Consider the following 27,000-nt stretch of genomic DNA (forward strand, 5'->3'; position numbering starts at 1 on the left):
TATTCCAAATTGGAATGGTTCGAGCGATTTTGGCTCTTGGTAAGGGCGTTTTTGTCTCGCATTCCTCTTAGCGAAACACTGATGGACAAAAAACCGCGATATGTCGCAGATCCAACTGAACAAGGACAAGTTATGTCAGCATGGGTGCCGTTATTTTATCTATGCGAATAATATCATTGAGATATTTTGAGGTCGAAAGTCTCGAATATTTCTAAACTACAACTCCCCAAGATTTTTTCCCGCCTGGGACGCACTTTTACGCACTTGTCAAGTTGATCCGCGTCAATGCAAATGGTTCGCAGTTGCAGACAACTAAAGAAAACAGCCATTTCCCCCAGCCGGTTTTCGGGAGTATCCAATATGTTTGGGCCAGCCGTCGAAACTTTTGACCAGCCAGTTCACAAAGAAACCCTTGCACCCTTCAAGCCAAGTTTTACCGTGCCAGAACACGCCATTCGCCTGACGGAGGCTCCGCTTGAGTGCACGTTCTGGATTGTTCGGCTTGGTAGCAGCTGCGCGCTTTCTTTAAAGCTGCGGGCGCTGGGACTTGCAGATAACACTGCGCTCAGTGTTTTATCCGGGCATGGACGCGGACCGCGTGTGGTGCGCTGCGGCGCGGCACGGGTGGCACTCAGCTATGAGTTAGCCAGTGAAATTCTCGTCGTGGAGGAAGGGCAATGAGCTGCCACGGCACTTCGGCACAGGCCCCGCAAGGATTACCAAGGGCGTTCCTCGTTGGAACTGCGAACTCTGGAAAAACCTCCCTCTTCAACCTATTGACCGGCAGTCGGCAACACATAGGCAATTGGCCCGGCGTGACTGTTGATCGTAAGAGCGGCCTATGTCGGCTCGCAAGCAGTGATCTGGATGTTCTAGATTTACCCGGTGTCGCAACCCTCTCTTCTCCCGAGGATGAGCGCATTGACGAAAGCATAACCCGGCAAGCCCTGTTAAACGATCGCCCTGATGTGCTGCTGTGTGTACTAGACCCGACCATGCTGGAGCGGTCTTTGGCTGTACTGTTGCAGAGCTTGGTGCATCAGCGGCCCACCATTGCGGTGGTGAGCAAAAAGGACCTTTGTCAGGCTGACGAGATCGAAGAAGCCTGCGAGCGGTTAAGCGTTGCCCTTGGCATTCCGGTTGTGGCGATTTCTGCGCATAACGGCGATGGGCTTGCCGATTTACAAAGCGAGATTGCCCAGGTACTAAGTGAGCCTTGGCCCGAGCGGCCCCTGCATACCGACCCCTACGAACTGCGCGATGGCATAGAGGCGTTGGCGCACTTACTGGTCAGTAAGCACTCAGTTTCCCTAGGGCTAGCCCCGGCATTGGCGTGCCGCCTGTTGGAAGAAGATGCTTTGGCCGCCAGAGCTCTTGGAGCAGAGGCGGCGGAGCATGTGGCGCTGATTTCGACGAAGCTTGAGCAGCAGCTTGGCGATCCGACAGCGCTGGTGATGGCGAGCAGCTATTTTAGCCGCGCGATTTCGCTTGCAGGGCTGATGGATCTTCCAGAACCGAAGCAAGTGCGCGAGACCAGCGATAAGATCGACCGCATCGTGCTTTCCAAGCGCTTTGGCTTTCCCATTTTTCTTGGGGTGATGTATGCGATGTTCTTCATCGCGATTAATGTTTCCTCGGTGTTTATTGACTTCTTCGACGGGGTGGGCGCTGCGCTGTTTGTCGAGGCACCTGCCCTGCTGTTAACCAGCATGGGGCTAAGTGATAACGCGTTGGCTGTCATCGTCGCTGGCGTGGGCGCGGGCTTGCAGACCGTGCTCACCTTTGCGCCGGTTGTTGGCATCTTGTTTCTTTGCCAGATCTTTCTGGAACAGAGTGGCTACATGGCGCGGGCCGCCGTTGTTACCGATCAACTGATGCACAAATTGGGCCTGCCGGGGCGCGCATTCCTGCCGCTTATCTTGGGGTTTGGCTGCACGGTCCCTGCCGTTATTGCCACTCGCACGCTGGAAAGCCGACGCGAGCGGGTGATGACAGCGATGATGGCGCCGTTTATGTCTTGCGGGGCGCGTTTGCCTGTTTACGCCTTGTTTGCGGCGGCATTCTTTCCCGATAACGGGCAGAACTTGGTGTTTGTTCTCTACCTGATCGGTGTGGGCATGGCGTTGTTTACCGGGCTGGTGCTGTCCCACTCGCTTTATCGCAACCGCTCTTCAAGCCTTGCTATTGAGTTGCCAGCCTATCAGCTGCCCGAATTTAAGGGGCTGATGCGCATGGTTTGGGTCCGTCTGAAGGGCTTTATGCTGGGTGCGGGCAAAATCATTGTACTGGTGGTGGCTGTGCTTTCAGCCCTCAACTCGGTCGATTTTGAGGGCAATCTTGGTAACGAAAGTAATGGGACCTCTGTCTTGGCTGTGGTTTCCAAAAAGGTTACGCCGGTGCTGGCGCCCATGGGCATCCGAGAACAGGACTGGGCGGCAACGGTTGGCCTTGTGACCGGCATTTTCGCCAAGGAAACCGTAGTCGGCACTTTACAAGCGCTTTACATTCACGAGGAAGATGCAGGAGAGCCGGACCCGCTTGGCACGCTCAGCGGTACTTTTAGCGGCATGATTGACGGCTTTGTGGGCCTAACCTCCCAGTTGCTTGATCCGCTTGGGCTCGACATCGGCGACACCTCCAACTTTGAAGTAGCGGCGGAAGAACAAGAGGTCGCAGCATCGACGTTTACCGCACTTGTCGCACACTTTGACGGCAAGGTTGGCGCTTTTGCCTATATGATAGCGGTGTTGCTTTACATCCCTTGCGCGGCGGCTTTGGCGACGATTTGGCGAGAGCTCGGGCGCAACTGGGCCTTGTTTGCTGGCGGCTGGACCACCTTGCTTGCCTATTGCGGATCGGTGTTTGCTTATCAGGCCGGAACCTTTACCCGGCATCCTGCAAGTTCTGGTGCATGGTTGATTGGCGTGGTGCTGGTTGTTGGCGGAGTTTTCTACGCCATGCGCGTGATCGCCAATCGCGAGCAACAGAGCATCACCTCAGCGCGCGCTGTTGCGGCAGAATAGGAGAAAGAGCGATGCACAAGGAAGCCCTTTCTTTTATCTCCCGCGCCGGGATGGTGAACACACAGGATATGGCGCGGCATTTACACACCAGCCCCGACATGGCGTTGATGATCCTAGAGCAGCTGGCGCGCCTTGGGCGGATTGAAGAATTTTCCTGCGGCAGTCAAAGCAATGAGAAGAGCGGCGGGAAATGCGGCGGATGCCTTGGCAACAAAGAGCGCCATTTCGTCGCAGCTCACTATGAAAAACCAGAGGGCTGCCAGAACCACCACTAACAACCCTAGAATTATTCCACAGCAAGAAGGGGGTAAGTGTTTTCACTGCCTCCTTTTTTCTTGGCGTATACCTTGTGATTGACATGTGGCGGCGGTGCGCGACAATTGCGCGCAGCTGTTTTCGCAACACAGCCCTGCATCTACGGGGATTGAGGGATTGGGCTGAGCTTGGCAAGCTGCGGGCAACTTGCCGACATTGTCATTCGACCTAAGTTTATTCCAAAGCGATCACAGCCAAGGACTGTTCCTCATGGATATCAGCGCTGTAGAACTAGCCAGAGCGCAATTTGCTTTCACGGTTTCATTCCATATCATCTTTCCGGCCTTTACCATCGGGCTGGCCAGTTATCTTGCGGTACTCGAAGGATTGTGGCTGTGGAGTGGCCGCGACGTCTACATGCGTGCCTACAAGTATTGGCTTGGAATTTTCGCCATTGTGTTTGGTATGGGCGTGGTTTCCGGTATTGTGCTGACCTACCAGTTCGGCACCAATTGGTCTGTTTTTGCGGAAAAAACGGGAGCGGTAATTGGCCCCTTGATGGGCTACGAAGTTTTGACTGCCTTCTTTCTGGAGGCCGGTTTTCTTGGCATTATGCTCTTCGGCATGAAGAAAGTTGGACGCAAGCTGCATTTTGCCGCGACGGTGATCGTCGCTTGCGGGACCGCGCTTTCCGCATTCTGGATCCTTGCCGTGAACAGCTGGATGCAAACACCAGCAGGATATGCCTTTAACGAAGCTGGGCAGTTTATCGCGGAAGACTGGTTTGACGTGGTGTTTAACCCCTCCTTTCCTTACCGATTGGTACATATGGTATTGGCCGCGTATCTGACTACTGCGTTTGTTGTGGCAGGTGTGTCTGCCTGCCATTTATTGCGCAACAAAAAGGACGAGGTTGCCCGGCTGATGTTTTCCATGGCCATGTGGCTCATTCTTGTGGTCGCGCCTCTGCAGATAATGGCGGGGGACATGCATGGGCTAAACACGCTTGAGCATCAGCCGACCAAAGTCGCGGCTATGGAGGGCAATTTCGAGACACGCAGCGGGGCGCCGTTGATCTTGTTTGGCTGGCCCGATGTGGAGAAAGGCGAGACACTTTACGCGATCGAAATCCCTAAGCTTTCCAGCATGATCCTAACGCACTCATGGGATGGTGAAGTTCCGGGCCTGAATGATGTACCCAAAGAAGACTGGCCACCGGTTGCGATTGTGTTCTTCTCGTTTCGCATAATGGTGGGCATCGGCAGTTTGATGCTGCTCGCCGGGTTATGGGGGCTGTGGGCGCGATGGCGCGGAGGGTTGCCACAAGCGCGGGTGCTGCAACGCTTTTCGGTAATGATGGCACCTGCTGGCTTTATCGCCATCCTAGCCGGTTGGGTAACCACAGAGGTTGGCCGGCAGCCTTACACCGTTTACGGTTTGCTACGCACCAGCGAATCCATTGCGCCGGTGGAGGCGCCAGCGGTGGCTGCATCTCTGCTCGTATTCATTGTGCTTTACACAATCATCTTCGGCCTTGGCATTTACTATGTGTTGCGCAAAATGGCGAAACCACCGGAACTTGCCAAAGGACCCAAGCTGGGTGAACCAATCCGTTCAGCGGGAATAACTCCAGCTGCCAGCCTTTCTCCAAAAGAGGAGAACTAGCATGGACTACGCACTAATTTGGGCCTGCCTGATTGCTGTTGCGATCTTTGCATATGTGGTTTTGGACGGGTTTGATCTCGGGGTCGGCATTTTATTTCCGACCACCAAGAGCGAAAGCGAGCGCGATTTGATGATGAACAGTATCGCGCCAGTGTGGGATGGCAACGAAACTTGGCTGGTGCTTGGTGGTGGCGGCCTTTTTGCTGTGTTTCCGCTTGCCTATGCCACGTTGATGCCCGCGGTGTACGCGCCGATTATTGCCATGTTGGTGGGGCTTGTTTTTCGCGGCGTGGCCTTTGAGTTTCGCTTTAAAGCGTTGCCTGCGCACAAGTGGCTTTGGGATATCTCGTTCTTTGTGGGCTCGTTTATCGCAGCTTTTTCGCAAGGGGTAATACTGGGGGCCTTGGTGCCCGGTGTCGAGATTGCCGGGCGGCAATATGCGGGGGGCTGGTTTGATTGGTTGACGCCGTTTTCGCTGATGAGCGGTGCGGGTCTTGTCTGTGGCTATGCGCTCATTGGCTCTACTTGGCTTACGATGAAGCTGGAGGGAACGCCGCAGTTGCATTTTCGGGTGATCAGCAGGGCGCTTTTGCCCTCCCTACTCGGGTTCTTTTTGCTTGTCGGGCTTTGGATGCCGCGTGTTAGTGAAGGTTTCTTGGACCTATGGCTTTACAGTGATTTGAAGTATGTGGGTTTATTTGTCCCAGTGTTGGTGCTGGCGGTTAGCTTGCTGGCTTGGCACGGTCTTAAGCGCGGGCCAGATTATCTGCCATTCGTTTGTGTCCTTATCCTGTTTCTTATCAGCTACTTAGGGCTAGCGGCGAGCCTTTACCCCTATATTGTGCCCGGTCATTTCACAATCTGGGAAGCCGCAGCGCCGGACAACAGCCTTAAGTTCTTGCTGGTCGGTGCCGTCGTGCTCATCCCGATGATCCTTGCCTATACCGGCTATGCCTATTGGGTATTTCGCGGGAAGGTAGAGAAAGACGGGGGCTATCATGAATAGTGCAAGAGAGCGCATCGCCGCTTTGCGTGGCTGGCTTGTCGAGGCTGAAGGGCAAACCGGCTGGCAGCGCGCCCTTTGGTTTGCGGCGATATGGGTTGCCGGTGTGGTTACGCTCACTGTGGTTGCCTATGGAATCAGGGCGCTTATCGTGCCCTGACTGGTCCTCGGGCGGTGCCCTACGCGTTCTCTAGGTGCCCGGTTGAGGCGATTGACTTTAGCAGGTTGGTACCCGCAGTGTTGAGGTGCACCTTCGTTGCGGCAATCGCCTTCTCTTTATCTTTGGCGAGGAAGGCGCGAATAATCTCCAAGTGCTCGTCAATCGCGACGGCATTACGCTCTTGCTCATCGGACTTATCCCATTGAAAGTGATAGTGAAAGACCAGAGAGATCACTTCGCGCAATTGATCGATAAAGCGGTTACGCCCGACCCCGCCGAGAAGGCGGTGGAAGTTTTCATCCAGCTTAGAGAAATCGTGGAAACGGCTATCTATGTCGCGTGCCAGACGCACGTGCTCTTCCTCCAGCATGCGCAGAGCGCGTAAGGCTGCATCATCCATCAATTCGAAGAACTTTTCCGCTGCGTGTAGCTCAAACATATCGCGCACATCAAGCAGTTCTCGAGCAAAGCTCTCGGTAAATCCTTGGAAAACCCAGCTGGTGTTGGGGCGGCGTTCGACAAGGCCAAAGCGTTCGAAGCGGTTTAAATATTCACGCAGTGCATTTGGGGAGACTTCCAGTTGGCGCGCCAGCGCAAGCCCGTTGATGACATCACCGGGGCGCAACTCGCCGTGCAAAGCGTAGTTCATGAATGCCCGCTCAACAGCGCTGGAGACACTTTCCGTTTCCTCAATGGGGTAGTAATCATCGTGAACCGGGTGGCGCAACACCTTTTTCTCGCGGCCCTCCACAGAGACAATGCCGCGGCTTTTTGCCTCTTTCAGCACTTGCCGTGCTGTTGTGCGCGAAGCCTCCAGAAAATCGGCAATTTGTTGTTCAGCACCGAGTTCTTCGCCGATTTTCAAGCTTTCAATATGCCCGAGAAACGTATTAAATGCCTTTTTAGAAACAGCCCTGTTCCGCATTGCGCTCCCCTATCCCAAGTCGATTTCTCTACAATCAGTATTTATTCAATAAAAAACTGATTGACCAGACTCAAAATAAATTGTTTTTTATGGATAAGAACCCAAATGCGGATATGCTCCGCCTCAGGCATTGAGGATTTTTGTCTATGAAGACCCACCTCGTTATTCACCCCAGCGATAGTGTCGCTGTTGCCATTCAAAGTCTTGCGAAGGGCGATCGTTATGAGGGGGTAACTCTGCTTGCCGATGTGCCTGCCGGGCATAAATTTGCGCTGAAGGACATTGGCGCGGGCGAGGATGTGCTCAAATACGGCAATTCCATCGGCAAAGCCAAGGAAGCTATTGCAGTTGGCGCGCATGTTCACGCGCATAATTTGAAAACCGGGCTGGGGGCGATCGAAGACTACGCTTACGAAGGCGAGCCTGATAGTGCGGAGGTTGCTGGCGATGCACCGCTAGTCATGGCCTATGAGCGCGCCAATGGCGACATTGGCATTCGCAATGACTTGTGGATCGTACCACTGGTTGGCTGTATCAACGGGCTTGCCGAAGGGGTGGCGCGCGAGTTCGAGATGTCGGGCAAAATGCCAGAGGGCAGCAAGGTTATTGTGCTCAGCCACCCTTATGGCTGCTCGCAGCTGGGTGATGACTTGGACAATACCCGCGCGATCCTGCAGAATTTTGTTGTCCACCCCAATGCCGGTGGCGTGCTCGTCATGGGGCTTGGCTGCGAGAACAACACACGCGATGTGTTTGAAGCCACGCTAGACCTGCCCGACCCAGCGCGCGTCCGCTTTATGGGGGCGCAAGAGGCCGAGGACGAATTCGCCACTGCTCTGGCCCATCTGGAAGAGCTTGCTGACAATATGCGGGATGATGTACGCACTCCGGTTTCTGCCAGCAAGTTGCGTATCGGTCTAAAATGTGGCGGGTCGGATGGTTTTTCGGGCATCACTGCGAACCCGCTGCTAGGTGCACTTTCCGATTACATGTGTGGGATTGGCGGCACCACGGTACTTACCGAAGTGCCCGAGATGTTTGGCGCCGAGCGCATTTTGATGGCACGGGCTGCCAGCCGCGGTGTTTTTGACAAGATCGTCAATCTGATCAATGACTTCAAGCAGTACTATGTCGATCATAACCAACCGATCTATGAAAACCCATCCCCGGGTAACAAGGATGGCGGCATCACCACTTTGGAAGAGAAGTCGCTCGGATGTACGCAAAAAGCAGGCACGGCGCTGGTGCAGGACGTTCTTGGCTACACTGACCGGCTGTCAACACCGGGGCTGAACTTGCTACAGGCACCGGGGAATGACGGCACTGCCATTACAGCTTTGGCAGCCTCTGGCTGTCACTTGGTGCTGTTTACCACAGGGCGCGGCAACCCGATGGGCTCTGTCGTTCCGACTGTCAAAGTCGCCTCTAACAATATGCTGGCCGAGCGCAAGAAGCACTGGATTGACTTCAGCGCGGGCCCAATCGCGCAAGGCGATGAAAGCATCGCCAGTGTCTGTGAGTTGTTTGTCGAGAAAGTCTTGGCAATTGCCTCTGGCGAGCGCACCCGCAACGAGATCAACCGGATGCACGATATCGTTATCTTCAAATCCGGTGTCACGCTCTAACGAGCGCTTCGGGTAACCGATCGGCGGTCACCCCTTTTATGAAATGAGTTGGGACATGCAGCGAGTAAACGAAACACATTTGAATGGTCACCCCCGGCCAGCAGAACGCATTATCCAGTTTGGTGAAGGCAATTTCCTCCGCGCCTTTATCGATTGGAAGATCGATTTGATGAACGAAGCACTTGGCAGTGATTTTGGCGTGGTTGTCGTGCGGCCCATCGCGGGCGGTATCCCGTTCTCCCTGAACGATTCCGATGGTGTCTATACCACCATTATTCGCGGTGTAGACGATGATGGTAGCGAGCGGGCGGACACTCGCCAGATCGCTTGTGTGCGGCGCGAGGTTTCCGCAGTTGATGACTGGCAAGACGTGCTGGCAATGGCGCGTAACACCGATTTCTGCGCAGTGGTGAGCAACACCACAGAAGCAGGAATTACCTACGTTGCCGAGTGCAAAAAAGATGATGCTCCCCCCGCATCTTTTCCCGCCAAGGTTACCCTAATGCTGTTGGAACGCTTCAACGCTTGTGGCATGGTTGAAGCGCCCGGTTTTCACTTCCTCCCTTGTGAGCTGATCGACCATAATGGCGATGCTCTGCGTGAAACCGTTTTGAAACATGCAGCAGACTGGGGCCTTGGCACCGAATTTATCACTTGGGTGAAAGAGAAGAATGCCTTCTTCAACACGTTGGTTGACCGGATTGTCCCGGGCTATCCGCGCGATGAAGCTGAAGCACTGGAAAAGCAGCTGGGCTATCATGATCCCTTGATGGTGGCGGCGGAGCTGTTCCACTTCCTCGTGATTGAACAGCGTGAGGGCCAGCCTGCACCTTGTCTGCCTCTCGCTGAAAAAGACAGCGGCACGATCATCACCCCAAATGCTGATGGTTACAAAGAGCGCAAAGTTGCCATTTTGAATGGCGCGCATACTGCGTTGTGCCCGTTGGCTCTGTTGGCTGGCGCAGACACCGTAAAGGAAACCATGGCGGCAAAGCCAGCTGCGGCTTTCCTTGACGCGATGCTTGCTACCGAGATCATTCCATATCTCTCACTGCCCAAAGCGGAACTAAACGAGTTTTCTGCCGCTGTACTGCGCCGGTTTGCCAATCCTTTCATCAACCACCGTTGGTACGATATCTCGTTGAACGGCATTGCCAAGTTCCACACCCGCAACTTGCCGCGGTTTGAAGCGCACATGGCAGCAAGCGGCGCTGCTCCGCGCTTTATGGGGCTGTCGTTGGCGGCTTGGCTGGCATTCTACACCGGCGCGTTTGCGAAGGCGGATGCCTTGCCGCCACGCGATGCCGAGGATGTGATTGCCCGCTTTACAGGCTTCAAGACAATTGGCGAGAGTGACACCAAGGAAATGGTCCGAGCTTACCTTGCCGATGAAGCGCTTTGGGGCAAATCTCTGGCAAGTGACGCTTTGGTGGCGCTGGTTGAGGAGGCCTATCAATATCTGACAGCTGAGCCTTTCAGCTTTGCTCGTCTTGGCGATTGGGTAAACCGCTAACCCCCCGTAGCGGAACCCGAGCATGAAAGGTGGCGGCGCACTGCGTTGCCGCCTTTTTGTTTGTCCGCTCCCACTTGAAGTCGGCGAGTGCAGAAGAAAAGAACCCGAGTGCTTCGAGATCTACCCCTACCTACTTCACACAGGTGTCTTGAAATGGACCTACAAAGCTGCGAACGTAACCACTAGGTTTCATCATCAAGTTTTGAGTTGTGAGTTTTTAAATGCTGATTGCCCAGATTAGTGATTGCCACCTTACCAAAGACAACGCCTGTGATGAGCGAGGCGTTGACCGGCTTGCGCAATTGCAACGGGCCGTTGATTTTTTACAAGAGCAGTGGCCAGAGCTTGATGCTGTGGTTGTCAGCGGTGATGTAAGTGATGATGGCACTGCTGCCTCTTACGCGCAGGCCAAAGACGCCCTCGCACATTTGCCCTGCCCGGCATTTGTGCTGCCGGGCAATCACGACTTGCGCGAGCCGATGCGCACCGCTTTCGCCGCACAGGGTTACCTGCCAGCGCAAGGGCCGTTGTGCTATGCCCAGCGCATTGGAGATTTGCAAATTGTTGCGCTTGATAGCCTTGAGGAAGGTCAGGTCGCTGGTGTTTTTTGCGAACAGCAAGCGACATGGCTAGAGGGCCAGTTAAAGGCGAGCGCTGAAACGCCCACGCTGGTTTTTGTCCATCACCCGCCATTTGCAACGGGGCTCACCGGCGTCGACGAAATCTGTCTGCGAGAAGGACGTGAACGGTTCTGGGAGGTGCTTGCACCGCATCCGCAAGTGCTGGGGGTGGCAAGCGGGCACATTCACCATGCGATGAGCGCCGTTCACCACCGCACTGCCGGTGCCTTGCTGGTCTCCACTTGCCAAGGGCTTGCCTGCCAGTTTCACCATGATTTAATTGGCGATGCCATGGGCGGCGCCTCCATTGACCCATTGGCACTGCGACTGTTCAAATATGCTGATGGGCAGCTCAGCGCCCACCTGCGTTCTCTTTAGCTTAAATTAGTTAGAGCATTTCTTTGCTCTTTGCGGATAGCGCCGTACTCGGATCAAGTTCCCACTCGCCAACATTGCGGGCGTGGGCAACTTCCTCTTCGTCCCAATACCCGATGAGGATGCCCGCCCCGAGCTCGCTTGGCGCGCCTGCGATGATTTTGTCCGGTGAAATGGTTGTGCGGGTGTGGTGCTGGCGGTACCACGCGAAAAGCGCCTGCGACAAGCGCGCCCGCACATCCGCACAAGCCGGATCCTCGCCGAGATCATGCAGCTCTTGCGGATCTGAGTGCAAATCATAGAGCATGGGCGCATAGCCTTCGGCATGGATGTATTTCCAGCGCTCATCCATAATCATCGCCAGGCGGCAATCATCCACCTGTTGATCCAGCTGTACGCGGACGCGGCGATGGGAGTAATCATACTCGCTGACGGCATAGCCGCGCCATGACTGCTGCTTGCCCTCGCGCAGGATTGGCAACAGCGAGCGGCCTTGCAGAACGTGCTGTTTCTGCGTGCCGCTCATATAGTCCAAAATGGTTGGTGCCAGATCAATGGCTTCAACCAGTTGGTCGCTGACCGTGCCACGCTGGCTGTCTGCTGCTGCATCGGGATCCACAACGATAAGCGGAATGCGGGCGGATTGATCGTGGAACAGCTCCTTTTCGCCAAGCCAATGATCACCTAAATAGTCACCATGGTCAGAACAGAAAATAATCATAGTGTTATCGAGCAGGTCCTGATCCGCCATGAACTGCATCAAGACACCGATTTGGTCATCAATCTGTTTGATCAGCCCCATGTATGCAGGAATGACGCGTTCGCGCACGCCGTCCTTCGAGAAATTGCGAGAGACACGCTCATCCATAAAGGCCGCATAGACGGGGTGGGCGTTTTCCCGCTCTGCTTCACTGCGGATGACGGGCAAAACATCGGCTTCGCTATACATATCGTGGTAAGGGGCCGGAACGATGTAGGGCCAGTGCGGTTTAATGAGCGACAGATGCAGGCACCAGCCATCCTCTTTGGTCTCGCGCATAAAATCCATCGCACGGCCGATCATGTAGGGCGTTTCGGAGTGTTCGCCCTCTACCCTTGCCGGTTTGTCTGCGTGGCGCAGCAACCAGCCATTAAGGAGCTCACCTTTTTCATTCTCGCCGGAGTTGGCCCAGTGTTCCCACGGGTTCTCTGCGGTAAAACCCTTGTCTTCTAAGTATTTGTCATAGGCAGGCCGTTTGCCGTAGCCAGTGCCCGGGTGCAGGCCGTCATCGCGCTCATACACCTCAAAGCCGCACTGGGCCACGCGCACGCCGATGATGCTGTCCGGATCGATGCCAAGGCGGGCCATGCCCTCTAAATCAGCACGCATGTGCGTTTTGCCAACAAGCACATTGCGCAGGCCTTGCTCGGCAAGATGATCGCCAAGCGTAAGCTCTCCTACCTTAAGCGGCGTACCATTCCACGTGCTGCCATGGGCATGAACATAGCGGCCAGTGTAAAAACTCATACGCGAGGGGCCACAAATGGGAGACTGCACATAGGCGCGATTAAACCGGACACCGCGCGCGGCGAGTCCGTCGATATTGGGCGTATGCAGGTTTGGGTGGCCATAGCAGCTGAGATAATCGAAACGCAGCTGATCACACATAATCCAAAGCACATTCTTTTTGCGTTGTGTCTTTGCCATTCATCCCCCAAATCACGCAGTAAACTAACCGAGGCGCCAATTTATACATATTCACGCAAGGCAACCTTCGTATAGTTGCGACCTCGCCAATTACCTAGATATTTCTACTAGTATATCCTTTGATCTAGGATGCATCTTAGCGCAAGACACCATATTGAAATGCACAGACTTTGCATTTTTTCTCAATAATCGTGATTTGGGAAAGGCCTTGGAATGAATGAAACCATTATTCGCCCAGCAGACCTCAGTTCAGATCTTGATCGACTCGTTGAAATCTACCGAATAGGGGCCGCCCAAGCCTTTCCTGAAGTACCTGCTGCTACCTTTGATCAGTCCCATTTTCTTAATGCTTGCCAAGGTGAGGAGATCTGGGTCGCAACGCGGCGCAATGTTCTGCTTGGATTTGCCAGTTACTACGAGACCGAACACTTTTTGCACTCGCTGTATGTCGATCCACAATTGCAGGGCATCGGGGTTGGAACGCTTTTGCTGAGCGCCTTGCTGGAGCATTACCAGCGCGGACACCGGCTGAAAGTTGGCAAAAACAACGAAAAAGCGCGGACCTTCTACGACAGTCTCGGCTATTTCGACATTACAAAACCGGGAGAGGAAAGCGAAAGCTGGGTGATGCTAAGCTCGCCGCCGTTTTTGCCATTGGGGCGGCTGGAGCGGCTAGAAAAGCCGCTACGCCATCACATCTTGGAGTGCAGCTAGGCTGGTTGCATTGCCTGTAGCTCTGCAAGAGTGACCCAGCGGGCGTCTTGGTTTGAGGACCTTACAGCTGCCGCGATGAAACGCATGCCTTCCAGCCCATCATGCAGGCTGGGATAGTGCTGGTGCGCGGACGCCTCAAGGACTTCGCCCGCCTGTTGGCGAATGGCTAAAGCCGCCTCGGCATAGATGTTGGCGAAGGCCTCCAGATACCCCTCTGGATGGCCGCCGGGCACCCTCACCGCACGATTGGCAGCCGCATTGGCGCCAACACCAGCGCGCGTGAGAATGCGGGTTGACTCACCAAGGGGGGTAAAGCGCAACTGATCAGGGCACTCGTGATCCCACTCCAATCCGGCTTTGCTGCCATATACTTTTAAAGTCAGCTGATTTTCTTTGCCCGTGGCGATTTGGCTGGCGCAAAGTTGCCCCCGTGCAGGCGCTGCACTGCCAACAGGCTTAAAGCGCAGCAGCAAGTTGGCATTATCATCAACGCGGCGCCCCTCGACAAAACTGGACAGATCAGCCGCAACGGCTTGTAATTGCAATCCACTTACAAAACTGATCAGATTGTAAGCATGGGAGCCGATATCGCCAATCGCTCCACCTGCGCCCGTTTGGGCCGGATCTGTGCGCCAGCTGGCCTGTTTTTGCCCCTCTTGTTCCAGCGGGGTTGCCAGCCAGTCCTGCAAGTAATCTGCCTTAACAAGGCGGATATCACCCAGTTGCCCCTCAGCAACCAATTGCCGCGCTGCGCGGATCATCGGGTAGCCGGTATAATTGTGGGTGAGAATAAACAGCGCATTGCTGCGGGCGCCGATAGCGGCAAGCTCTTCTGCCTCTGCCAATTGCGCGGTGAGTGGCTTGTCGCAAATGACATGAATGCCCGCTTGCAAGAACGCTTTGGCGACTGGAAAGTGCATGTGGTTCGGCGTGGTAATGGCGACAGCGCGTATGCCATCTGGCCGTGCTGCTTCTGCCTTTGCCATTTGCGCATAAGAGGTATAACAGCGCTCAGGTGCGATCCCCAGCTGTGCGGCGGAGGCCGCCGCCCGTTGCGCATCAGAGGACAGCGCCCCGGAAACCAGCTGAAAATGCCCATCCATGCGCGCGGCAATGCGATGAACGGCACCGATGAACGCGCCTTGACCGCCCCCCACCATGCCAAGGGGCAGAGGCTGGGCAGCGAAGGGTTGTGAAAGCTGTGTCATAGAAGTTTCCCGCTTGCTTTACTGGTGAGGCTTACGCGTCTTGCAAACCGAGGAGGCCGCGCAGCTGCGCCTTATCCGGACTGCCGCCTGCAAAGTCATCAAAGGCCTTATCTGTGGTTTCAATAATGTGGCGCTTGATAAAGGGCGCCCCCTCAGCGGCGCCTACCTCGGCGCTTTTCAGGCAGCATTCCCATTCCAGCACCGCCCAACCATCGTAGCCGTATTGCGCCAGACGGGAGAAAATACCAGCGAAGTCTACCTGACCATCTCCGAGGGAGCGGAACCGCCCTGCCCTGTTTGTCCACCCTTGATAGCCGGAGTATACGCCTTGGCGGCCACTTGGATTGAACTCTGCATCCTTGACATGAAAGGCCGAGATGCGCTCGTGATAGATGTCGATAAACTGCAAGTAATCCAGCTGCTGAAGCAGGAAATGGGAGGGATCATAATTGATGCAGCAACGGGGATGGTTTTCTAGCTTCTCCAGAAACATCTCGAAAGTTATGCCATCAAACACATCTTCGCCCGGGTGGATCTCGAAGCCAACATCTACGCCATTGTCTTCATAGGCATCAAGTATGGGGCGCCAGCGGCGGGCAAGCTCGGTAAATGCCTCGTCAATCAGGCCATCCGGGCGCTGAGGCCATGGATACAGATAGGGAAAAGCCAAAGCACCGGTGAAAGAAACCGAGCCATCAAGGCCAAGATTACGGCTGGCTTTGGCAGCGTGGAGCATTTGCTCGCTCGCCCATTTTTGCCGCTCCCAAGGTTTGCCATGCACTTGCTCCGGGGCAAAGCTATCAAAGAGGGTGTCATAGGCCGGATGCACCGCCACGAGCTGACCAAGCAGGTGTGTGGACAGCTCGGTAATGACAACGCCATTTTGCGCACAAATGCCAATGAGCTCATCGCAATAATCTTTTGAGTTGGCGGCCTTTTTCAGATCAATGAAGCGGCTGTCCCAAGCGGGCACCTGTATGCCGCCATATCCCAGATCAGCGGCCCAACGGCTGACCGAGCCCAGTGAATTGAAAGGCGCGTCATCTGAAGCGAACTGCGCCAGAAAAATGCCAGCGCCGCGCATGGTGCTCGGTGTCGTGTTTCGATGTGTCATAGCGTTTGCAGGCGCAAGGCCCCTCCCCAACCGATTGCAAAAGAGAAGAGCAACGCTGCAAACCTAGATGGATGTAGCGTTGCTCCAGCTTGTATTCACTTAGGCGGTAACCGGCGCTGCCAGCATTGCCTCTGCCACTTGCGGCGTTAGAGCTTGCGGGCGTTCACAGGTGGTGGTGAGTTCTTGGAACGCACCTGTTTCACCGGAGGTCAGGATCGCGGTCATGATTTCCACCACGTGCAAGGCCATTTCGAAGGAACAGCGATGTGGACGCCCTGCCATGATTGCCTCTGCCAGATCTGCAAGACCAGCTCCGCGATAGTTCGCCTGCGGATTTGCCTTATCCAAATCGTGGTTATTGACCGCGAAGGCGTGGGCATATTCCGGCAGGGCTACGGGCTCTTTTGAGGAGTTGGTCAAAGAAAGATCGCCGCCAAAGAAGTTGGGATCCGGTATCAGGAGAGTTCCAGCCTCGCCATAAAGCTCCATGGGCTTGTGATTGTTTTGCCAAACATCCCAGCTCGCCCCCAAGGTGATGATTGCCCCACTGGTAAACTGCAGCAGCGCATGGATGGTGGTTGGGGTTTCGACTTCGATTTTCTGGCCGTAAAGGGGCTGGGAGGTGATTGTCCGTTCCGGTGCAGGAATTGACGACATCGCGCCAACTTTGGTAACCGGACCAAGCAGTTGGACCAGATTGGTGATGTAGTAGGGGCCGAGATCCAGCACAGGACCGCCGCCGGGCTTAAAGAAGAAAGCCGGATTGGGGTGCCATGCTTCCATGCCGTGGCTCATCACATGGCAGGTGCCAGATGTGATTTTGCCAAGATCGCCTTGATCAATGAGGGCGCGGGCATGTTGGTGCGTACCGCCCAGGAATGTATCTGGTGCAGAGGCGATGCGTAAGCCGCGCTGTTCGGCGATAACACCAAGCTCTTTACCCTCTGCCGCTGTCAAGCAAAAGGGCTTTTCTGAATAGACATGTTTACCGGCTTCCAAAATTGCCTTGGAGACTTCGAAATGCGCGGCAGGAACGGTTAGATTAACAATAATATCAATATCTTGTGCGGATAGAAGCTCATCAATACTGAGGGCTTTCACGCCATAGCTTTCGGCCTGTGCCTGTGCCGCTTGCGGGCTTAAATCTGCGCAGGCGCGCAGCTCCACTGCTTTAAACAGGGGGGCGAGGGTGAAATAGGTCGTCGAGATATTACCGCAGCCGATAATTCCGACCCCGAGTGCTTTTGTCATAGTGTCCTCCCATGGCGCTAAAGCGCCGAAAGGGGTTCCGAACGGAGCCCCTTCAACTACAAAAATTCGTCGCAGCTATGCGCCTGCCAATGTCTCGATTGAACGCCCGGCGAAGCGGGCAAAGTCTGAGGGATTATCGTGCTCCATCACAAACACTTTTGCATTGGTCAGTCTTTTGAGCTCTGGCAATAGATCCAGCCAGCCGACCACGCCATGACCGACATCTGCCCAGCCATCTTCCTCGGTGTTTTCTCCGCTTGAGGCGATATCTTTGACATGCAATGCGGAAATCCGAGGACCGTACTTTTCTGCCCATGCGAGCGGATCTTCACCGGCGCGCACCGTCCAACCCACATCCATTTCCCATGCAAGGTTCTTCGCGGTTTGCATGAGAACATCCATCGGGATTGAGCCATCGGGCAGAGCGAAAAACTCAAAGTCGTGATTGTGCCACCCAAAACCAAAGCCGCGCTTAGCGAGCTGGGTGCCAATGGCTTCCAGACGACGTGCAAAGTCTCCCCACCCTGCACGATCCGTCGGGCGCTCTTCTGGCGCGAGATACGGGGCGTAAATTGTTTTTACGCCCAGTATTTTTGCTAGTGACAACACCTCGTCCAGCCGCTCTTCCAGCATTTGCGGACCTATATGAGCTGTGGGCATGGTGATGTTGTTGTCATCCATGAGCTTGCGGAAGGCATCAGGCTGTTCAAACACCCCGAAGAAACCTTCAACCTGCGTATATCCCATTTTCGAGATCTGAGCGATCACTTCGTCCCACGGCATAAAATTGCGGGCACTGTAAAGTTGCATCGAAAGATCCATGATGCCTCCCAAGCTCACGAATACAAGTCGTGACAAGTATAGATTATTTACTACAGTCTAAGTTCGCTCTCCAAATTAAATAGAGATGCGCAATGAGGATCAAATCCAACCTCAATTACATCACCATTAGCTATCTGAACTCTGCCGTCAATACGGAAACGAAAAGTTTGATCAGCAATTTTTGACCAAACTTGCGTATCAGAACCCATAGGTTCGAAGACATCTACTTTAACTGTAGTTTTGAATGGTGCATCTGCCGCTGCGTCGCCGTGAACCACATGTTCAGGACGAATACCGAACCAAACCGGCGTCTCACCAATAGGTTGGCTTGCGAATTCATAGCCGGAAAGTGGGATTTCCACCTCACCACTGCGGAATACAGGCGGTTTGCCTTCGCTGACCGTTCCCTTGATGAAGTTCATTGATGGCGAACCAATAAAGCCAGCAACATACTTGTTTTGCGGCCTGTTGTAGATGTTAGCCGGTGTATCAAGCTGTTGGATCTTGCCGCCTTTCATAATGGCGATGCGATCAGCAAGTGTCATAGCCTCGATCTGATCGTGGGTCACGTAGATCATGGTGTTGCCAAGACGCTGGTGCAACTGCTTGATTTCAACACGCAGCTCGGTCCGCAGCTTGGCATCAAGGTTGGACAACGGCTCATCAAAGAGGAAGACGTCCACGTCGCGCACCAGTGCACGCCCAATGGCTACGCGCTGGCGCTGACCGCCGGAAAGCGCCGCCGGTTTACGTTGAAGAAATGGCTCGATTTGCAACATATCCGCAGCTTTGGCGATGCGCTTCTCGATTTCCTCTTTTGGGATACCTGCGTTTTTTAAACCGAAAGCAAGGTTACCATAAACTGTCATCTGCGGGTAAAGCGCGTAGGATTGAAACACCATGCCGATGCCTCGATCCTTTGGCTCTTCCCAAGTGACGTTTTTGTTATTGATGAAGATCTGACCTTCAGAAATATCCAGCAAGCCGGCAATGCAGTTCAAAAGAGTAGATTTACCGCAGCCAGACGAGCCCAGAAGGACAAGAAATTCACCTTCACCGATGTCCAGATCAAGGTTGTTCAGGACGGTTGTTTGGCCGAAACGGAGGGCGAGATCGCGGATTTCGATAGAGTTCATGGTTGTTATCCTTTGACTGCGCCGGCTGCAATACCGCGTACAAAATATCTTCCCGACAAGAAGTAGATCACGAGAGGAACAGAAGCTGTTAGGATGGTGGCCGCCATGTTTACGTTGTATTCTTTGACGCCCATTGTGGTGTTTACAATGTTGTTAAGCTGAACAGTCATCGGGAAGTTCTTGACCCCGGCAAAGACAATGCCGAAGAGGAAGTCATTCCAGATCCCTGTGACCTGAAGGATTACCGCAACCACGAAGATCGGGGTCGACATTGGCAGCAGCACCTTCCAGTAGATACCCCAGAAACCAGAGCCATCTACACGCGCCGCTTTGAACAATTCTTGAGGCAATGCGGCGAAGTAATTACGGAAAATCAGCGTCAGCAGTGGCATGCCGAAGATGGTGTGAATGAAGATCACGGCCCAAAGGGAGCCAAAGATACCCATTTCACGGGTGATGATTACGAGGGGGTAGAGCATCACCTGATAAGGAATGAAGGAACCGAAGATCAAGATGCCAAAAAAGACTTCCGAACCTTTGAAGCGCCAGTTGACCAAGGCATAGCCATTGATAGAGGCGATTGCGATAGACGCGATAACACTTGGGACTGTAATCTTGACTGAATTCCAGAAACCGACCTTCAAGCCTTCACAATAAAGACCGGTGCAAGCGCTGTCCCATGCTTTAATCCAGGGGGCGAATGTCACTTCCATTGGGGGTGCAAAGATATTGCCCATGCGAATTTCAGGCATACCTTTTAGAGAGGTGACGAGCATAACATAAAGTGGCAGCGCGTAATACAGAGCCGCAAACGCCAAGGCAGTGTAGAGCATAATGCGGCCGGGGGCGATCACCTTACGCGGGCGTGGGCCTTTTGGTTCTTTTAACATCTGCAACCTCAATTCTTATTTTTTCTGCCGTATTCCATGTAGAACCACGGGATCAGGATAATGAGGACGGTAATCAGCATCATGGTAGAGGCGGCCATTGCCTGACCCAGATTGGCACGTTCGAACAACCAGCTATAGACATAGCGGGCGGGAACATCCGAGGCGTTGCCCGGGCCACCGTTGGTCATGGCGACAACAAGATCGTAGAGCTTGACGATACCTGAGGCGACGATCACCAGCGCAGTTACGAACACACCGCGCATCATGGGAATGACGACCTGAATGTAGGTTTTCCATGCCGGGATGCCGTCAACACGAGAGGCTTTCCAGATCTGGTTATCGACAGCACGCAGACCTGCCAGCAGAAGCACCATGGCAAAGCCGGTTATCTGCCAAACCCCCGCGATCAAGATCGCGTAGATGACCGTGTCGCGATTTGAGATGAGATCGAATTCGAAATTCTCAAAACCAAGCTGACGAACAGTTTCCTGAATACCCAAAGTGGGATTGAGAACCCACTGCCAGACAACACCTGTTACGATGAAAGACATGGCGTAGGGATAGAGGTAGATGGTACGGAACACGCTTTCAAAGCGGATCTTCTGATCTAGGAAAGCTGCAAGAATGAACCCGATAGTCAGCGCGAAGACGATGGTGAAGACACCATAAATCGCAATATTCTCGACAGCGATGTTCCAGCGCGAAGAGCCGAAAAGACGTTCATATTGTTGGAACCCAACAAAATCGGTCGTTGGCAGAGAGCGTGAAGACGTAAATGAATAAACAACTGTCCAAATAGAACAACCAATGAAAACGACGAGGGATGTCAGTATCATCGGGATAGCTGCAATCTTCGCAGGAAAATTGCGAAGCCAGAAGACCTTAGGTTGGCCAGCTGACATGTAGACCTCCCGGAACCGGGCCCCTCCCTCTAAGCGAGGGAGGAGCTCCTTATCCTTATTTTTTATTCTGCGTATTTGATGATTTCGACGAAGCGCGCTTGAGCTTCTTCGACGCTGATGTCTGGGTTGTTGAAGAATTCAACCCAAAGGTCTTCAAGTTGACCCTGCGTGTCTGGGGTGAAGGTCTGTTCGCCTGATGGCAGAACGTTGTCCAGGTTTTCCAGGATCTTCAGACCTTTTTGCATGCAGGTGTTGGCAGATGCCATATCCACGTCACCGCGAACTGGAAGCGAACCTTTTTTCAGGTTGAAGCCAACTTGAACTTCTTTTGAAACCAGCAGGGAAGCCAGTTCCATCTGAGCTTTTACAACCTCAGGCTTGTCGCCATTTGGTTTTGGGAAGAAGAATGCGTCGCCGCCCGTATCCAGCACTGGGTGCACACCTAGACCTGGCAGACAGTCGTATTCTTTACCCGCAGTCTGGCCACTTACGGCGAATTCGCCCTGCGCCCAGTCACCCATGATCTGACCACCTGCTTTACCGGTGATCACCATATTGGTGGCGTCATTCCATGCGCGGCCAACATAGCCATTATCAACCATAGTGCGTGCTTCGGCGATTGCCTTGAACACTTTGGTCATACCTTCGCTGGCAGCCGCTTCAACGCTTTTGTTGATGTAGATGTCTTTGTACATCTGGATGCCGCCCAGTGCGACAACAAAGGTACCGGACATGTCGCGGATCTGCCAGGTTTCACCACCAACAGCCAGTGGGGTAACACCTGCTTCTTTAAGCTTAGGAGCCGCAGCTGCGAATTCCGACCAGTTCTGCGGAACAGCCATACCGTTGTTTTCATAAACCGTACGGTTCAGCCACATCCACTGGAAGGAGTGAATGTTTACCGGCACACAGTAAACGCGACCATCGACGGTACAAGCATCAAGAAGTTTTTTCGGGCGAATGATGTCGGCCCAGCCTTCTTTTTCTGCCAGCTCGGTAAGATCGGTCATCAGGCCTGCCTTGACCAGATCTTCAGCGTCGCGGCCAGTTGCAAACTGAGTTGCACCCATAGGGTCGCCACCAGTGATGCGGCTGATGATCATTGGGCGTGCATTACCGCCACCTGCGATTGCACCGTCAATCCACTTGTTGCCGGATTTATCGAAGGCATCTGCCATGACCTTCACGGCTGCAGCTTCACCACCAGAAGTCCACCAGTGCGTGACTTCCAGCTCGACAGCTGCTGCAGAGCCTGCTGTTGCCAAGATCGTAGAAGCAGCCAGAAGTCCCTTAATAATTTTCATGGATTAACCTCCCAATATGGTTAGGCCGACCTCCCAAGGTGGCCCCATTTAGAAACTTAGTAATGTTATCGCTTACATTGCTAATTATCTTCAATGTAATCGTTTACATCGACAAATTGTGCTGAGATATGTTTAGAGTCAAGTATATTTTTGGGCGGCAAATTAAACCTATGCGCGCAGCTTCGTCCCTTACGCCCGACCAAATGAGGCCAAAGCGCACAGGTCGCATATATGTAGGGCTTTGCCGAACGCGGCGAGCGTTAACAATTTGAGGGCTCGAAGTCTTTAGTATTCAATGACTAAACTTGAGAGCCGTCACTTCAGGACCAAAACGTTCCGCTTGGTAATTAATTTTCAGAAAGATGGCTTTACAGAAATAAAACCCGAGCATGATTGCGCCCGAACTTATATGCAACGAACATTATCGCGACAATCTGGCGCGATACCTCTAGAGCAATTCATCTGTGAGATATCAACAATGTACGTAGACAAATGCAAGGAGGCGTGACGCTTACGTATATACCCATATACCTGAGGCTTATAGGAAATTCCTGATTCTGGTTTGCTATCGAAGGTTTGAGTTTCACTTTTTAACGCACCGGAATCTTGCTGAAATGGCCCGATTTTCGCGCAACAGCAGAAATTTGCATGAAACATTTCTACTCTTGGAGACGAGACGACGTATTTCTTTTCACAAAAGAATTTCATCAGTCCTTGGCAAAGCGACTAGCTAATCTCAAATCATTAAGCTTGTTCGTATTTGTCAGAGCCGGTGTTCTAGCCTACTCCTCTAAGCGGCCAACCGTGCAAAGCTAGCTTCAAAATCCCGGTTTTGAACTGCTGCCACTAAAGCGTTTGTCAGACGGCAAGTATTCTGAGCCCACGCGCTTGCATGCCTGTTTGGAGTTCTGGCCAACCCGATATCGCAATCAATACGAGTATTCTATAACATTAAAACTTGACAAGTAATTTCATATTTATGTATTGGGGCAATAGATGAAATATTCTTTCAAGTTTAGGAGCCCAAAATGGGAAATCGTCGTTTTCTTTCCTCACTCGCTGCCGCCGGTTTCGCGCTGCTTAGCCTTGGTGGCATTGCGCAAGCACGCGACGTACAGCATGAATTGGGCACAACAAACGTACCAGACGAGCCAAAGCGCATTGTTGTGCTTGAGTTTTCATTCATTGACAGTCTTGCCGCTGTTGGCGTTGCTCCCGTTGGTCTGACCGATGATAACAAGCCAGAGCGTATTACCGAGCAATATCGCGCCATTATCGGTAATGATTTTGTTTCCGTTGGTACGCGTAAGTCTCCTAGCCTTGAGATGATTGCAAGCTTGCAGCCAGACCTGATTATCGCTGATAAAACACGTCACAGCAGCGCTTATAAGTCTCTTTCAGCCATCGCACCGACTATTGTGCTGGATAGCCTGACCGGCGACTACCACAGCGCCCTTGAGCAAGCGCAGGTGATCGGTGATGCTATCGGCAAGTCTGAAGAGATGAAGGCGCGCGTAGCGGCGCATACAGCCCGCTTTGAAAGCGTAAAAGCAAATGTAGCAAACGCAAAAAAAGAGGGCCGCACCTTTCAATTTGGCGTTGTTAGCTCCCGTGGCCTCTACTTGCATGCACCGCATTCATACAACGGCTCTTTGCTGATGGCCCTTGGCTTGCCGCTTTCCCTTAGCGCGGAAGGTGCTGGCGTTTCCTACGAAAGCGCATATGTCAAAACATCTCTAGAGCAGCTTTCTGAAATTAACCCCGGCGTCTTGCTGCTGGGTCGCTATTCAGAAAACACCGTGACTGATCAATGGAAAGACGAGCCACTCTACAAAGCGGTTACCGCCGTTAAAGAAGAACAAGTCTACTATGTTTCCGGCCACAACTGGGCACGCCTTCGCGGAATTGTTGCTTCCGAGCTGACTTTCGACGAGCTGGAAGCTGCATTGGCTAAAGTTGCTGAAAAAACCGGCAAATAATTATGGCAAGAGCAAGTATTAAATTGCTCGTGCTTTTGGGGGCACTGCTGGCAACAGCGGTGCTCTCTTTGCATGTTGGCGGACGGGCGGATGTGGGTATCTCCCAGTTTTTTTCGCTGTTGAGCAACTCTGGCGAGCGTACGCTGCAAGAGTTGGTTATGCTGGACATCCGCATGCCGAGGACGGTTGTTGCCATTTTGACTGGCATTAATCTGGCAATTGCGGGTGTTATCTTGCAGGCAATTACGCGCAATGCACTCGCCTCACCCTCTATTCTTGGCATTAATCAGGGTGCCGCGCTGGGAATGACTTTGGCGGTGCTGCTGCCATCTGTGTTCGTTGTTGGCGTAGAAGCAATGGCCATCATTGGCGCTTTGCTGGCTGGTACACTGACATTCGGCTTTTCCGGCGGGTTTCGCGGCAGTATCCGGCCCTTGCCGCTGGTGCTTTCCGGTGTTGCCGTTGGCGCTTTCTCTTTTGCCATGGTGCGTTTTACGTTCACCTTGGATGACGAGGTCGCGCGCGATGTTATCCTCTGGACGACCGGCGATATTTCGGGCGTTCGCTGGCACGATACGACAGCCCTCTCGCTCTGGGCATTTGGAGGGATACTCGCGGCCATGTTGATTGCTCACAAGCTTAATCTTCTTGCAATGGGGGAAGCTGCCGCGCAAGGCGTGGGTGCTGATCCTCGTAAAACCTTGCTGATCGGCGCAGTTATTGCTGCGGGCCTAACCGGCGTTAGTGTTGCAACAGCGGGGCCGATGGCTTTTGTCGGCTTGGTGGTGCCGCATCTGTGCCGCATAGTTGTGGGGGCGGATCATCGCCGCTTACTGCCGGCGGCGGCTGTTGGGGGGGCGGTACTGTTGTTGTTCGCAGACGGCCTGTCCAAGCTTGTGGTCGCGCCAGAGGAAGTTCCTGTTGGCGTTATCGCTGCGCTGATTGGCGCACCTTATTTTGTCTATCAAGCGCTGTTTTCCAAGGAGCTGGATTTATGAGCTCTGTCGTCTCGCGCGGCACCCGCGCCCCGTCCCTTCGCTTAGCGATTATATTTACCACTTTGGTGATCGCGGTGGCTATGAGCAGCCTGTGGGGGCTGAGTGTCGGTGCATTTCCGCTGTCGTTCCAAGTGGTGATCAATAGCCTGCTGGATCTTGATGGACCTCAGCAAACATACATGGTGATGGTTTCCCGGTTGCCGCGCTTGGTGCTTGCCTTGCTTTGCGGGGCTGCGTTGGCTATTTCCGGCGTTATTATTCAAGGCATTGTCCGCAATCCGCTAGCATCGCCCAAAATTATTGGCATTAACTCAGGCGCTGCCTTTGCTGTGTGCTTGTTGCTTGCTCTGTTGCCACAAGTTGCCTTGGTTCACATGCCGCTGATTGCAGCCTTGGGCGGAGCGCTTGCTGCCTTTTTGGTGCTCGTTGGTGCACAGTTTCGTGGTGTCTCCCCTTTGCGCCTTGCGTTAGTTGGCGTTGCCGTTGGCATGCTGTTTGACAGCGGGGTCGACTTTTATCTAGTGGCAAACCACAGCCCGGAACAAGCCGCGCCGATGGTGTGGCTTACCGGATCGCTCTGGGCGCGCAGCTGGGAGCATGTGGACGCTGTTTGGGCGCTACTTTGTGTTCTTATCATTGTTGGTTACGGGCTTACCCATCAACTTGATCTTATCGGCCTTGGTGATGACATGGCCACCAGCCTCGGGCAACGTGTTGCACTCACACGGCTTTTGCTACTTGGCATTGCAACATTGCTTGCAAGTATCAGTGTTGGTGTTGTTGGCGTGTTGGGCTTTGTCGGCCTGATGGCGCCGCATATGGCCGCGCAGCTGGTGGGCGGCCGGGCGCGGGTTCAGTTGCCCTGTGCGGCACTGCTTGGAATGCTGCTGGTGATTCTAGCTGATGCTGTGGGCCGGGCCATCGCGCCGCCTATCGAGGTATCTGCAGGGGTGCTAACCGCCTTGTTCGGCGCGCCTTTTTTTGTCTTGCTAATGCTTAAAAACCGCGGGGATCTGCAGCAATGAGTATCCAACTGCACAATGTCACGGCTGGCTATGACGGCTTTAAACTCTCCCCGATCTCGCTGGAGCTTGAACGCGGCAGCCTATGTGCGCTGATTGGCCCGAACGGTTGTGGCAAGTCAACATTGCTGAAAACAATCGCCCGGGTTCTGCAGCCACTTAGCGGCGAAATCACCGTTGGCGGCTTGAACAGCAAAACCTGTGGTAGCAAGGCTCTAGCGCGTACCTTGTCGTTTCAACCGCAGCATCCAGTGGTGCCGCCGGCGATCACAGTCGAGCAGCTTGTAGGTTACGGGCGGGCACCACATCAGTCGCTGTTTGGTATCGCCAGCAAGGCCGATAAAGAGGCGGTCCAGGCGGCAATGGCGCAGGTGGGTCTTAGCGCTTTTGCCGACAGGCGTTTGAGTGCTTTGTCAGGCGGTCAGCGACAGCGCGCATTTATCGCCATGTCTCTTGCGCAAGAGGCCCCTTACATCTTATTGGATGAGCCAACAGCGTTTTTGGATGTGAAGTACCAGTTTGAAACACTGGATCTCCTGCAGCATCTTCATGACTTGGGGCGCACTTGTATTGTGGTTCTGCATGATATCGCTCAGGCCGCGCGCTATGCAGACGATCTGGTGATCATGCGCGAAGGGCAAGTCTATGCCCAAGGGGCGCCAAAGGATGTGGTAAGCGAAGAAATGCTGCATAATGTTTACGGTGTAAATGCGCAAATTTATGCGGATCCGGAAAGCGGCACGCCAGCGCTATCGCCGCGGGTAAAGCGCGCTGAGGCACAGAAGCCACTTTCGTTGGCGGCAGAATAA

The 27,000-nt window shown here is 53.7% G+C and carries 24 protein-coding genes; 14 read left to right on the plus strand and 10 right to left on the minus strand.

Features of this window, described 5'->3' with window-relative positions; all coding sequences use genetic code 11:
• Window positions 1–360 precede the first annotated feature (360 nt).
• From AYK82_RS16865 to AYK82_RS17860, 6 genes are all read left to right on the plus strand, one after another.
• On the plus strand, window positions 361–681 hold the full coding sequence (locus tag AYK82_RS16865; protein WP_068318717.1) for a FeoA family protein: 321 nt from the start codon (window positions 361–363) through the stop codon (window positions 679–681).
• The gene (gene feoB, locus AYK82_RS16870; protein ID WP_068318719.1) at window positions 678–3,023 is read left to right on the plus strand and encodes a ferrous iron transport protein B; all 2,346 of its coding nucleotides are present in this window, start codon (window positions 678–680) and stop codon (window positions 3,021–3,023) included. The genes AYK82_RS16865 and feoB overlap by 4 nt, the downstream gene beginning before the upstream one ends.
• Before the next feature lie 11 nt (window positions 3,024–3,034).
• Window positions 3,035–3,298, plus strand: coding sequence for a FeoC-like transcriptional regulator (locus AYK82_RS17855; protein WP_068318721.1), 264 nt, complete (start codon window positions 3,035–3,037; stop codon window positions 3,296–3,298).
• 250 nt (window positions 3,299–3,548) lie between these two features.
• On the plus strand, window positions 3,549–4,943 hold the full coding sequence (locus tag AYK82_RS16880) for a cytochrome ubiquinol oxidase subunit I (RefSeq protein WP_068318722.1): 1,395 nt from the start codon (window positions 3,549–3,551) through the stop codon (window positions 4,941–4,943).
• A 1-nt stretch (window position 4,944) separates the two neighbouring features.
• Window positions 4,945–5,949 carry a cytochrome d ubiquinol oxidase subunit II gene (gene cydB, locus AYK82_RS16885; RefSeq protein WP_068318723.1) on the plus strand — a complete coding sequence of 335 codons (1,005 nt, stop codon included), beginning with the start codon at window positions 4,945–4,947 and terminating at the stop codon, window positions 5,947–5,949.
• Window positions 5,942–6,106, plus strand: coding sequence for a DUF2474 family protein (locus AYK82_RS17860; protein ID WP_082734008.1), 165 nt, complete (start codon window positions 5,942–5,944; stop codon window positions 6,104–6,106). The genes cydB and AYK82_RS17860 overlap by 8 nt, the downstream gene beginning before the upstream one ends.
• A 19-nt stretch (window positions 6,107–6,125) precedes the next feature.
• Here the strand turns inward: AYK82_RS17860 and AYK82_RS16890 are convergent, their stop codons facing one another.
• Window positions 6,126–7,031 (minus strand): GntR family transcriptional regulator, encoded by a 906-nt coding sequence (locus tag AYK82_RS16890; RefSeq protein WP_068318725.1) that lies wholly within the window; start codon window positions 7,029–7,031, stop codon window positions 6,126–6,128.
• A gap of 146 nt (window positions 7,032–7,177) precedes the next feature.
• On the opposite strand from AYK82_RS16890, the gene AYK82_RS16895 reads away from it, so the two are divergent.
• From AYK82_RS16895 to AYK82_RS16905, 3 genes are all read left to right on the plus strand, one after another.
• Window positions 7,178–8,656: a UxaA family hydrolase gene (locus AYK82_RS16895; RefSeq protein ID WP_068318727.1), complete on the plus strand. Its 1,479-nt coding sequence runs from the start codon at window positions 7,178–7,180 to the stop codon at window positions 8,654–8,656.
• A 55-nt stretch (window positions 8,657–8,711) separates the two neighbouring features.
• Window positions 8,712–10,169 (plus strand): tagaturonate reductase, encoded by a 1,458-nt coding sequence (locus tag AYK82_RS16900; protein ID WP_068318728.1) that lies wholly within the window; start codon window positions 8,712–8,714, stop codon window positions 10,167–10,169.
• Between the two features lie 221 nt (window positions 10,170–10,390).
• Window positions 10,391–11,167: a phosphodiesterase gene (locus AYK82_RS16905; RefSeq protein WP_068318729.1), complete on the plus strand. Its 777-nt coding sequence runs from the start codon at window positions 10,391–10,393 to the stop codon at window positions 11,165–11,167.
• Between the two features lie 10 nt (window positions 11,168–11,177).
• Here the strand turns inward: AYK82_RS16905 and AYK82_RS16910 are convergent, their stop codons facing one another.
• Window positions 11,178–12,851 (minus strand): alkaline phosphatase family protein, encoded by a 1,674-nt coding sequence (locus AYK82_RS16910; RefSeq protein ID WP_068318730.1) that lies wholly within the window; start codon window positions 12,849–12,851, stop codon window positions 11,178–11,180.
• A gap of 213 nt (window positions 12,852–13,064) precedes the next feature.
• Here AYK82_RS16910 and AYK82_RS16915 point away from each other — a divergent pair, with 213 nt between their 5' ends.
• A complete protein-coding gene (locus tag AYK82_RS16915; protein WP_068318732.1) occupies window positions 13,065–13,565 on the plus strand; it encodes a GNAT family N-acetyltransferase in 501 nt (166 codons plus the stop codon).
• On the opposite strand, the gene AYK82_RS16920 is transcribed toward AYK82_RS16915, so the two are convergent.
• From AYK82_RS16920 to AYK82_RS16955, 8 genes are all read right to left on the minus strand, one after another.
• A complete protein-coding gene (locus tag AYK82_RS16920; RefSeq protein ID WP_068318734.1) occupies window positions 13,562–14,773 on the minus strand; it encodes a Gfo/Idh/MocA family protein in 1,212 nt (403 codons plus the stop codon). The two genes, AYK82_RS16915 and AYK82_RS16920, sit on opposite strands and share 4 nt — an antisense overlap.
• 31 nt (window positions 14,774–14,804) lie before the next feature.
• The gene (locus AYK82_RS16925) at window positions 14,805–15,887 is read right to left on the minus strand and encodes a sugar phosphate isomerase/epimerase family protein (protein ID WP_068318736.1); all 1,083 of its coding nucleotides are present in this window, start codon (window positions 15,885–15,887) and stop codon (window positions 14,805–14,807) included.
• A 99-nt stretch (window positions 15,888–15,986) separates the two neighbouring features.
• Window positions 15,987–17,138 (minus strand): Gfo/Idh/MocA family protein, encoded by a 1,152-nt coding sequence (locus AYK82_RS16930; RefSeq protein WP_068318737.1) that lies wholly within the window; start codon window positions 17,136–17,138, stop codon window positions 15,987–15,989.
• Window positions 17,139–17,213: 75 nt separating this feature from the next.
• Window positions 17,214–17,960 carry a sugar phosphate isomerase/epimerase family protein gene (locus AYK82_RS16935; RefSeq protein WP_068318738.1) on the minus strand — a complete coding sequence of 249 codons (747 nt, stop codon included), beginning with the start codon at window positions 17,958–17,960 and terminating at the stop codon, window positions 17,214–17,216.
• A 50-nt stretch (window positions 17,961–18,010) separates the two neighbouring features.
• Window positions 18,011–19,096: an ABC transporter ATP-binding protein gene (locus AYK82_RS16940; RefSeq protein ID WP_068318739.1), complete on the minus strand. Its 1,086-nt coding sequence runs from the start codon at window positions 19,094–19,096 to the stop codon at window positions 18,011–18,013.
• 5 nt (window positions 19,097–19,101) lie between these two features.
• Window positions 19,102–19,986 (minus strand): carbohydrate ABC transporter permease, encoded by an 885-nt coding sequence (locus AYK82_RS16945; RefSeq protein ID WP_068318741.1) that lies wholly within the window; start codon window positions 19,984–19,986, stop codon window positions 19,102–19,104.
• An 8-nt stretch (window positions 19,987–19,994) separates the two neighbouring features.
• The gene (locus AYK82_RS16950) at window positions 19,995–20,888 is read right to left on the minus strand and encodes a carbohydrate ABC transporter permease (RefSeq protein WP_068318743.1); all 894 of its coding nucleotides are present in this window, start codon (window positions 20,886–20,888) and stop codon (window positions 19,995–19,997) included.
• Between the two features lie 62 nt (window positions 20,889–20,950).
• Window positions 20,951–22,192: an ABC transporter substrate-binding protein gene (locus AYK82_RS16955; RefSeq protein WP_068318744.1), complete on the minus strand. Its 1,242-nt coding sequence runs from the start codon at window positions 22,190–22,192 to the stop codon at window positions 20,951–20,953.
• 1,028 nt (window positions 22,193–23,220) lie between these two features.
• On the opposite strand from AYK82_RS16955, the gene AYK82_RS16960 reads away from it, so the two are divergent.
• From AYK82_RS16960 to AYK82_RS16975, 4 genes are read left to right on the plus strand one after another with little or no spacing between them, the layout of a single operon-like run.
• Window positions 23,221–24,171 (plus strand): ABC transporter substrate-binding protein, encoded by a 951-nt coding sequence (locus AYK82_RS16960; protein ID WP_068318745.1) that lies wholly within the window; start codon window positions 23,221–23,223, stop codon window positions 24,169–24,171.
• A gap of 2 nt (window positions 24,172–24,173) precedes the next feature.
• Window positions 24,174–25,169 (plus strand): FecCD family ABC transporter permease, encoded by a 996-nt coding sequence (locus AYK82_RS16965; protein WP_068318746.1) that lies wholly within the window; start codon window positions 24,174–24,176, stop codon window positions 25,167–25,169.
• Window positions 25,166–26,194 carry a FecCD family ABC transporter permease gene (locus AYK82_RS16970; RefSeq protein ID WP_068318748.1) on the plus strand — a complete coding sequence of 343 codons (1,029 nt, stop codon included), beginning with the start codon at window positions 25,166–25,168 and terminating at the stop codon, window positions 26,192–26,194. Before AYK82_RS16965 ends, AYK82_RS16970 begins: the two co-directional genes overlap by 4 nt.
• Entirely contained in the window at window positions 26,191–27,000 is an 810-nt protein-coding gene (locus tag AYK82_RS16975; protein WP_068318750.1) for an ABC transporter ATP-binding protein, read from the plus strand. Before AYK82_RS16970 ends, AYK82_RS16975 begins: the two co-directional genes overlap by 4 nt.

It is taken from the genome of Polycladidibacter hongkongensis (assembly GCF_001561995.1).
GTDB lineage: Bacteria > Pseudomonadota > Alphaproteobacteria > Rhizobiales > Stappiaceae > Pseudovibrio > Pseudovibrio hongkongensis.